General features: G+C 72.1%; 5 protein-coding genes. 1 reads left to right on the top strand and 4 read right to left on the bottom strand.

All coding sequences use genetic code 11. The features are described from left to right. Nucleotides 1–287 precede the first annotated feature (287 nt). Nucleotides 288–2,024, bottom strand: a complete 1,737-nt coding sequence (locus tag BCD48_RS19330; protein ID WP_071049839.1) for an ABC-F family ATP-binding cassette domain-containing protein — start codon at nt 2,022–2,024, stop codon at nt 288–290. Between the two features lie 367 nt (nt 2,025–2,391). Here BCD48_RS19330 and BCD48_RS19335 point away from each other — a divergent pair, with 367 nt between their 5' ends. After that, nucleotides 2,392–3,120, top strand: coding sequence for a DUF4232 domain-containing protein (locus tag BCD48_RS19335; RefSeq protein WP_131804051.1), 729 nt, complete (start codon nt 2,392–2,394; stop codon nt 3,118–3,120). A 189-nt stretch (nt 3,121–3,309) separates the two neighbouring features. On the opposite strand, the gene BCD48_RS19340 is transcribed toward BCD48_RS19335, so the two are convergent. From BCD48_RS19340 to BCD48_RS19350, 3 genes are all read right to left on the bottom strand, one after another. Further along, the gene (locus tag BCD48_RS19340; protein WP_071049840.1) at nt 3,310–3,906 is read right to left on the bottom strand and encodes an allophanate hydrolase-related protein; all 597 of its coding nucleotides are present in this window, start codon (nt 3,904–3,906) and stop codon (nt 3,310–3,312) included. Between the two features lie 171 nt (nt 3,907–4,077). Next, a complete protein-coding gene (locus BCD48_RS19345; RefSeq protein ID WP_083418891.1) occupies nt 4,078–5,430 on the bottom strand; it encodes an ABC transporter substrate-binding protein in 1,353 nt (450 codons plus the stop codon). A gap of 489 nt (nt 5,431–5,919) precedes the next feature. Continuing rightward, nucleotides 5,920–7,263, bottom strand: coding sequence for an ABC transporter substrate-binding protein (locus BCD48_RS19350; protein WP_083418892.1), 1,344 nt, complete (start codon nt 7,261–7,263; stop codon nt 5,920–5,922). Between the last annotated feature and the right edge of the window lie 583 nt (nt 7,264–7,846).

Consider the following 7,846-nt stretch of genomic DNA (forward strand, 5'->3'; position numbering starts at 1 on the left):
CAGCGTGGGCGCCCACCGGAAGGCGCCTGTCCCAGCGTGGTCGCCTCGCCCTGGGCCGCGTTGCGCTGATCGGTCACGTTCTATTTCCCTCTAGGACCGCCACGCGACGCCCGGCCCCACCTGGTGAGGCGGGGGAAGCGATGCCGCGCGGTAGTTTGAGGCGCGCGTGATGCGCCTACGGGATGGCTCAGATGCAGCGGCGGCGGGTCAGTGCGAGCCCGGCTGTGAGGCCGGCTCCGCGGGCGGGCCCGGGCTCGGCCGTGAAGGGCCACGCGGCCTGGCGATCATCAAACGGTCGACTCGGTGACGTGGCCGTCCTCGACGACCAGGCGGCGGGTGACGTGGACGGCGTCGAGCATGCGGCGGTCGTGGGTGACCAGCAGCAGGGTGCCCGGGTAGGTGCCGAGGGCGGACTCGAGCTGCTCGATCGCGGGCAGGTCGAGGTGGTTGGTGGGCTCGTCGAGAACCAGGCAGTTGACGCCGACCGCCTGCAGCAGCGCGAGACCGGCCCGGGTCCGCTCGCCCGGTGACAGCGCCCCCGCGGGGCGGGTCATCTGGTCGGCGCCGAGGCCGAACTTGGCGAACAGGGTGCGGACCTCCGCCATCGCCCAGCCCGTGACGCGTTCGGCGACCGCGAGCGTCGTCTCCTCGCCTCGGAAGCGGTCGCGGGCCTGGTCGACCTCGCCGAGGCGTACCCCGGAGCCGAGCGTCGCCGTCCCGGCGGCGAGCGGCGCCCGGCCGAGCAGTGCCGCGAGCAGTGTCGACTTGCCGCCGCCGTTCGGCCCGGTGATCACGATCCGGTCCGCCCAGGAGACGGTGAGGTCCACGGGCCCGAGCCGGAACCCGCCCGCGCCAGCCGAGTCACCGCTGGCCGCGCCGGCCGTGTCACCGCCCGTCGTCCCGTCGTCCGTCGTGCCGCCGCCCGCCGCCGGCGCCGGCGGGTACTCGACGACGGCCCCGGCGAGCGCCGCGACGACGTCGCCGGAGCGGGGAGCGGCGCCGATCGTCATCCGCAGCTGCCACTCCTTGCGCGGCTCGTCGACCTCCTCCAGCCGGCCCAGCTTGGTCTCCAGGTTGCGGACCCGGGAGGCGCTCTTCGTCGCCGCCTCGATCTTGTAGCTGCGCACCGACCGGTCGTTGTCCGGGACCTTGCGCTTCGCCCGGATCGCGCCGCGCACCGACTGCTCGCGCTGGCGCTGCACCTGGGAGACGAGGTTCGCGCGGGTGTCGGCGAACTCGTCATAGTGCTCGCGGGCGTGCCGGCGGGCGAGCTCGCGCGCCTCCAGGTAGGCCGACCAGCCGCCCGCGTACTCGGTGACGTCGCGGCGGTGCTGGTCGATCTCGGCGACGCTGGTGATCGTCCGATCGAGGAACGCCCGGTCGTGGCTGACGACGACGAGGGCGCCGGAGATCCCGGCGACGAAGCGTTCCAGCCGCTCCAGGCCGTCGAAGTCGAGGTCGTTCGTCGGCTCGTCGAGCAGCGTGATGTCGAAGCGGGACAGCAGCACGGCCGCGAGCGAGCCGCGGGCCGCCTGCCCGCCGGACAGGGCCGTCGTCGGCGCGTCCAGCGCGTCCGACGGGAGGCCGAGCTCGGCGCAGACCTGCTCGGCGCGCACGTCCAGGTCGGCGCCGCCGATCGCGAGCCAGCGCTCCAGCGCCTCCGCGTAGGTGTCGTCAGCGCCGGGCCGGCCGGCTGTGAGCGCCTCGGTCGCCTCGTCGAGCGCCGCCTGGGCGGCGGCGACACCGGTGCGCCGTTCCAGGAACGCCCGCAGCGTCTCGCCGGGGCGGCGGTCGGGCTCCTGCGGCAGCAGGCCGACGTTCGCCGACGGCGGGGAGAGCTCGACCCGGCCGGCGTCGAGCGCGACCTGGCCGGCGAGCGCCCGCAGCAGCGTGGACTTGCCGACGCCGTTGGGCCCGACGACCCCGATCCGGTCGCCGGGCGCGACGGTGAGCGAGACGCCGTCGAGGACGATCTGCCCGCCCCGCACGACGGACAGTTCGGAGGCGACAAGGGTGGCGGACATGGCCCCATTCTGCTCGCCCGTGCGCGGCTGCCGGTGGTGCTGCCCGGTCGGGGCCCGGGCCCGGTTGCCGCCGACAGACCAGCGGGAACAGCCACGCACCCATGGCCAGGCGCGCACCCGGGCAGACACCGGTGCGATGCGGCGACGGGTGGGGACAGTCATCCTCGGGGCTTCGCGTGGGTTGGCCCCAGTCGTCTGACCGAAGAGCGAATGCTCCCTTCTGGCGCAGCATGAAGGCACAGAAACACAGCGGCACGGTGGCCGCGGGGTGGCCGGGCGGACAGAGCGCGTCGCGGCGGCTGTTCGTCACACCTTCAGCGCGGCCGTCGGCCGCGTGCCGCGGCACTACGGCGGATGGAGCCACTCGATGAACGCGGGCAGCAGGACGGGAACGGGCGGCGGACGGAGCGTTGGCGGACGACGAGCCGGCGGACGACGAGCCGGCGGGCGGGTGGTGCTGGCGGCGCTGGGTGCCGCGGTCGCGGTGACGGTGACGGCCTGCGGTGACAACGGCGGCCCCGCCGGCGAGCCGCCAGCGGGCACCCCGACGGCCTCGGCGAGCGCGACCGCGACGCCGGGCGCCGGCGGTCCGACCGGTTCGACGGCGTCTGCCTCGCACGGGTCCGGCGCGGGCACGACGAAACCCGCGACGACCGCGCCGGCGGTCCCGACCTGTGCGGCGTCGGTGCTGGCCGCGGCGATCGTCGGCAGCGATGGCGCGGCCGGCACGATCTACACCCAGCTCACGCTGACGAACAACTCCTCGGCACGCTGCACGCTGCGCGGCTACCCCGGGGTGTCGTTCGTCGACACGGCCGGCAACCAGCTCGGCGCCCCCGCCGACCGGACCGGGGAGGCCGGGTCGGCGGTCGTCCTCGCGGGCGGCGGCAAGGCCCAGTTCACGGTGCTGGGGACGCAGCCCGGTGTGCTTCCGGGCTGCGACACCGAGGGCAGCTTCACCAGCGCCGCGAACCTGCGGATCTACCCGCCCGACAACACCGTTGCTCTGCTCGTCCCGGTTCCGCAGGGCCGTCAGGCCTGCAGGAGCCCGTCCGTCCACCAGCTCAAGGTCACCAGCCTCGCCGCGGCCCGCTGAGGCGCCGCGGCCGGAAGGTCGCTTGCGCGACCGCCGGCCGTGGTGCCTGTAGGGCGCGGAGCGCCCTCCTGGCCTGATTTCGGGGTGAGGCGGATGCCGGGGGCCGGTCTGGTCCGGGGCTGGGGAGGTGGTTGCGTCAGCGGTGCGCTGATGCGCCGTCACCATCGGTGGCTGGGGTGCGCGACCGCCTCACCGGAGGGGGGCCGGGAGGCGCCGGCGCCAGTCGCCGTCGGGGACGAGCGGGCGGCCGGTCGTCGCGGCGGCCTCGCAGAGGTAGCCGAGGACGCGGCGGCCGTCGTCGAGGTCGACCCAGCCGAACCCCAGCGGGGGCGAGGTCTCCAGCAACAGCTCGGTGATGGCGGGGCGGGGGAGCAGCCACAGCTCGCCGGTGGCGCTGGTGGTGACGGCCGGGTCGCGGACCAGGCCGGGCCGGGGCGGGTCGCCGCCGAGGTCGTGGAGCCGGTAGCCGGGCGCGGTCCGCACCCGGCCGAGCGGGGCGGCGCCGTGCCGGCTGATCCGGCCGTGCGCCGGGAACCCCGCCATGTGCGCCCCGACCACCAGCAGCGGGACGGCGCCCGCCGGCGCGGCGGGCGGGCCGGGCCGGGGCGGATCGGTCACGTTGGGCATCGTCCCACCGTCCTTGCCGTAGGTGTCGGCGACCTTCGTGAAGAGGCTGCCAACGGAACTCAGGCCGAGGTACCAGGCTGGCGGGTTTCTCCCGGCGATGGGCTCGGCGGGCTGGTTCAGGCCGGGGAGCCGCGCGCCGGTGCACCGGGTGGCCCCCACACCGCCTCTGGGTGCCGTGGCCTGAAGCCTCGTCGCGAGGAGCACCCATGCGCAGCACGGCCCCGTCGTGGTGACGGGGCCGTGCTGGGAGGGCGCATGCCGGGCGGGGTATCGAGGCTGCCTCGCCCGGCAGGCCGGGTCGGCTACTGGATTCGGTGACGGGAGGGCGTGCTAGCTGGCGATCGGGGTGTTGCCGAGGACCTCGTACGCGGCGGGCTGGCCCTTGTCGTCGAGGGTGGTCGCCAGGCCGCCGCGGACGCAGGTCGCCGGAGAGGCCGTCACGGCCTTGCCGTTGCAGCGGAACTTCATCCCGCCGGCGCCGGGCAGCTCGGTCTCCTTCATGGCCTTGATGGTGGAGGTGAGGGTCGCCGGGGTGATGTCCCCGGAGATGCCCTGCGTCGCCGCCTGCAGGGCGGAGACCAACGTGAACATGATCATGCTGTCCTGGAAGCTGAGGTCGATGCCCTTGCCGTAGGTCTCGGCGACCTTGGTGTAGAGCTGCATCGACGGGCTGTCCGGGCCGAGCGGGGCGGTGGCGCTCACGACCATGCCCTTGAGCGTGCTACCGGGAACCGTCTTGCGAGTGGCGTCGGTGATGCACTGGGCGATGGCGCTGATGGTGCCGGTGAAGCCGACGGCCTTGAGGCCGTTCATGGCGCTGATGCAGAACGAGTCGTTGCCGATGATGAACACCTGGTCCGAGCCGTTCGCGACGATCTGCTGCATCTGAGGCGTCATGTCGGCGGTGCCGGGCGCGACGCGGACGAGCTCGTAGCCGATGCCGGCCTTCTCGAACAGCGGCGGCGCGACCTCCTGGGCGGAGTGCAGGGCGGCCGGGACGTCGATGACGATGGCGGTGACCTTCTTGTTGCCCTTGTCCTTGGCGACCTGGATCGGCAGGTCGATGACGGCGAAGGTCGGGTCGGCCAGGACGAACGTCGTCGGGCTGGCGAGCAGGTCGGGTTCGCCCGAGCCGTAGAGCATGACGGGGATCTTGGCGTCGTTCAGGGGCTTCCAGGCGGCCTCGACGACGCCGGAGGTGCCGATGACGACTGCCGAGACGCCCTTCTCGACCATCTGGTTGCCGCAGTCGGTGGCCTTGGCCAGGTCGCCCAGGGTCTCACAGATGGTGATCTCGATCGGCCGGCCGCCGATCCCGGCCTTGTGCTCGTTGAGGTACTTGGCGGTGGCCTCGGCGACCTTGTTGTCGTTCGTGTGGTCGGCGACCGGGCTGGGCCCGTCCGTGATCACACCGATCTTGACCGGCGCGCCGGTCGCCTTGTCCACCGCGCCCAGCGGGTCGGCGGCACCCGCAGAGCCGGTCGCCGGTGGGGTGGCGGAGCCCTTGTCATCGGAACCGCCGCCACAGGCCGAGACGAAGGCCAGGGTCGCGGCCAGGACGGCGACGCCGGCCACCCGTAACCGTAAGGCGCCGGCAGGGTGGGTGTGCGATGGCGTGACCGTGGCACGCGGGTGCGGCCGTTCCGATGCTGTTCGACCGGTCAGTCCACGAATGAGTGGCATGTCCCCTACCTTGTCGTCGGACGTTGCGTGAATACGAGGAACACGTCGGCCCATGGGGGCGGTGGGCACCGGCCGGGCGGCACGTCCCGGCCTACCTGTACGTGGTGTGCGTTGCGTGGCACGACTGCCCTGTGACATCCGCCACGATTGCGTGTGTCAGTGCTTACTCGATTCCGACGTCGGCGTCAACGGACGACGATTCGCCGAGTCGTGTGAGGGTGCCGAGCTGACGCGTCTCGCGTCGACGGTCCAGGCGACCCGATCCCGCCGCGACCCGGGTCGGGCCGCGGCGTCGCATGACCATCGTCGCCTTCAGGTGTCACGACCTGGACAAGCCTGCGCGAGGGGCGGCGGGACGCAGAACGGCCCCGCCGCGGAGGGCGGGGCCGTTCTGGGAGGGGACGTGCCGGGCGGGTGTCGGCGAGGCCGTCCGCCCGGCACGCCGGTGCGATTGCTGGATCTGGCGGATCCGAGTGCCGGAGTGGCGTGCTAGCTGGCGATCGGGGTGTTGCCGAGGACCTTGTACGCGGCGGGCTGGCCCTTGTCGTCGAGGGTGGTCGACAGACCGCCGAGGACGCAGACGGCCTGCTGGTCGGGGATGGCCTTGCCGTTGCAGCGGAACTTGATGCCGCCGCCGCCGGGCAGCTCGGTCTCCTTCATGCCCTTGATGGCCGAGGTGATGGTCGCCGGGGTGATGTCCCCGGTGATGCCCTGCGTCGCGGCCTGGAAGCCGGACATGATCGTGAACATGATCATGCCGTCCTGGAAGCTGAGGTCGATGTCCTTGCCGTAGGTCTCGGCGACCTTGGTGTAGAGCTGCATCGACGGGCTGTCCGGGCCGATCGGCACGGTGGCGCTGATGACCATGTCCTTCAGCGTGGCTCCCGGGACCGACTTGCGGGTGGAGTCGGTGATGCACTGGGAGATGGCGCTGATGGTGCCGGTGAAGCCGACGGACTTGAGGCCGTTCATGGCGCTGATGCAGAACGAGTCGTTGCCGATGATGAAGACTTCGTCCGACTTGTTCGAGACGATCTGCTGCATCTGAGGCGTCATGTCGGCGGTGCCGGGCGCGACGCGGACGAGCTCGTAGCCGATGCCGGCCTTCTGGAACAGCGGCGGCGCGATGTCCTGGGCGGAGTGCAGGGCGGCGGGCACGTCGATGACGACGGCGGTGACCTTCTTGTTGCCCTTGTCCTTCGCGACCTGGATCGGCAGGTCGATGATCGGGAAGGTCGGGTTGCCCAGGACGAACGTCGTCGGGCTGGCGAGCAGACCGGGGTCGCTCGAGCCGTAGAGCATGACCGGGATCTTCGCGTCGTTCAGCGGCTTCCAGGCACTCTCGACGACGCCGGAGGTGCCGATGAGGACGGCGGAGACGCCCTTCTCGACCATCTGGTTGCCGCAGTCGGAGGCCTTGGAAAGGTCGCCGAGGGTCTCGCAGATGGTGATCTCGATCGGCCGGCCACCGATGCCGGCCTTGTGCTCGTTGAGGTACTTGGCGGTGGCCTCGGCGACCTTGTTGTCGTTGGTGTGGTCGGCGGTCGGGCTGGGCCCGTCCGTGATCACACCGATCTTGACGGGCGCGCCGGTCGCCTTCGCAATCGGGCCGAGAACGTCCGCCGACCCGGCGGAGCCGCTGGCCGCGGGGGTGTCATCGCCCTTGTCGTCGGAGCCGCCGCCACAGGCCGAAACGAAGGCCAGGCTCGCGGCCAGAACGGCGACGCCAGCCAACCGTAACCTGGCCGGGCGGGTGGACGACTGCGCGGATGCAACGGGCTGGAGCGGCTGCTCGGGCGTTCGCCGGCTGGCCAGTCGCCAGAGATGCGACATGTTTCCCACCTTGTCGTCGGACGTCGGGTGACTGCGAAGATCGCCAAACCCGGATGCGAGGCGTAACTGGCTGACGGGGCAAGGCCTCCCGGGCACCTGTTCGTTCGGGTACGACTCGCTACGGGTTCACCGATGGTTCGCCAATGGAGCTGCGCGTGCAGCGACCAGATGGTCGCAGTGTGGTGCTGCATGTGAATACTCGATTCCGACGTCGGCGTCAACAGATGGTGGTCCGCCAACGTGTGAGAGGGGCCACGACCTGCGCGTTTTCGCGGCGATGGCCTGGCGGGTCGGTGGGCCGGCGGCCTGATCTTGCGCCACCGCGTGGGCCGCCCGCGCCCCATGATCGTTGTCACCTCTGGCGCGACGACCTGAACGTCTCGGAGTTGGCGTAACGCGAAACGGCCCCGTCGCACGCGACGGGGCCGTTCGGGACGGGACACCTGCCGGGCGGGGCGCTGACGAGGCCCGCCCGGCAGGTGCGCCGGTCTAGAGGGCCAAAGGGTGTGCGAAAATGATCTTCCTTCGCACGCCCGGCGGCCGTTGTCCCCAGGATCACTAGAGGGCCAAAGGGTGTGCGAAA

The sequence above is a fragment of the Pseudofrankia coriaricola genome (genome assembly GCF_001854805.1).
Lineage (GTDB): Bacteria > Actinomycetota > Actinomycetes > Frankiales > Frankiaceae > Pseudofrankia.